Annotated in this window: 1 protein-coding gene and 1 pseudogene; both read right to left on the bottom strand. The window is 38.2% G+C overall.

The annotated features are described in order from the left end of the window. Positions 1-74: 74 nt before the first annotated feature. Positions 75-1,067: pseudogene (locus H5072_RS21350) on the bottom strand (IS3 family transposase); the annotation flags it as partial. 92 nt (positions 1,068-1,159) lie between these two features. Continuing rightward, positions 1,160-1,606 carry a hypothetical protein gene (locus tag H5072_RS18760; RefSeq protein WP_220488712.1) on the bottom strand — a complete coding sequence of 149 codons (447 nt, stop codon included), beginning with the start codon at positions 1,604-1,606 and terminating at the stop codon, positions 1,160-1,162. Positions 1,607-1,662 lie beyond the last annotated feature (56 nt).

The following is a 1,662-nucleotide window of genomic DNA, read 5'->3' as shown; positions in this document are numbered from 1 at the left end:
TGGGTTATGCGCTTCATAAAGTATAAATACAACCGATAAAGTACTAAAGTCTCCTACCTTCGCCATACACTCCGTTTTAAAGCTTCTAAAAATCGCTCCATTGGCGCATTATCCCAACGGTTTCCGCGTCGACTCATGCTTTTGTGATTTCATAGCGCCATAAACGTTGGCGATATTGTAAGCTTGTATAATGGCTACCTTGATCTGAATCAAACATCAGTTCAGCCGGTTTTCCTCTACTTTCATACGCAAGTTCAAGCGCTTTTAGCGTTAAGTTAGTCTTTGGCGACAACGACATTGCCCAGCCAACAACTTTACGCGCAAATAAATCAATAACGGCTAAATAAGCCCAGCAATTACCTGTGTAAATATATGTAACATCACGGCACCACACGGTATCTGGATCAACAACATCAAACTGCCTATCTAGCAAATTTGGGATTTCAAGGTGTTCATTATCATCATGTTTATATTGATGCTGTGGGACTTAGCAGCTCTTTAATTTTAGTTTAACCATCAGCTTAGCGGCACGATAACGGCTTAATTCAAACTTATTACTCGTTGCTATTATAGCGATTGTCCTTGCCCCTGCTAAACCACCACTCATCGCATGTATTGCTTTTAATTCAGCCTTAATTGCTCAGGTGTCGGCGTTGTATCCCGTATAGCCCAATATTTATAGCCGCTACGATGCGCATTGAATACGCTACACAACACGCTAATTGGATAACGCTCCCGTTGATTTAACTTCTCAAGTAAGGAGAATTGTTCAGGGAGTCGGACATAAAGAGAGCGGTAGCTTTTTTGATATATCCTTTTCTAATTCGATGCGTTGGATTTGCTTTTTAAGTTCCCATATTTCTATTTGTTCGGGTGTCATTGGTGAAGCAGTTGGTGACTGACCATTACGTTCTGGCTTTAATTGAGTAACCCACTTACTTACGGTTGTTTTAACAACCACCCATTGCTTTGGCTGCTTCTTATTGTTTATCGCCTTGGTCAACGACAAGCTTAGCTGTTTCTAATTTGATTGCCGCAGAATACGCTGCGCGTCTTAATTTCGTCATTTTTTACCAAAATTTGTATGCTTACTAGCATAATATTTCTTTTTAATGGGTAGCCAAATTAACTATGCTACTACAAGTTTGAACGCAAGATATTAATGGGCTTTATTCTTTTTTAAATAGCGTTCTGCCTTTGTACATGTAAGTTTAGATAATAAAAATTTACTCGCGTTATCTGGGCATAGTTTCTTTAAAAGGCTCACGGCATAACGCTCGCACCTTCGCAAAGTATACAACTCATATTCCTCAGTAACACCAAGCGCAGATTGATAACTCAACTGATCAAGGTATTCATTAGCACCTAAAGCAATAACAGCCTTCTCTGTCTCTGCGGATGAGTGATAGATTTTACCTAGTAAATCATTGGTAAAATCAACAACTGAGTTACTTTCAGATAAATCATTTTTTAGTGAGCATACACTAAGATAAGGAGTCGCTTTTCCCACATAAAAATATAAACTTTCCCCCATCGTAAACTGACTAAACAGTATAATGCTCAGTAAAAAAAGAGGCTTAAGCAGTTGCACCTTATATTTCTCCATGTATTAGGTAAGTTATATATTATAAAAAATTCACTGCGGCTAATAATTTAATACTT

This window comes from Pseudoalteromonas sp. SR45-5 (genome assembly GCF_014163565.1).
Classification (GTDB): Bacteria; Pseudomonadota; Gammaproteobacteria; order Enterobacterales; family Alteromonadaceae; genus Pseudoalteromonas; species Pseudoalteromonas distincta.
This window is presented reverse-complemented; position numbering and strand designations above follow the sequence as displayed.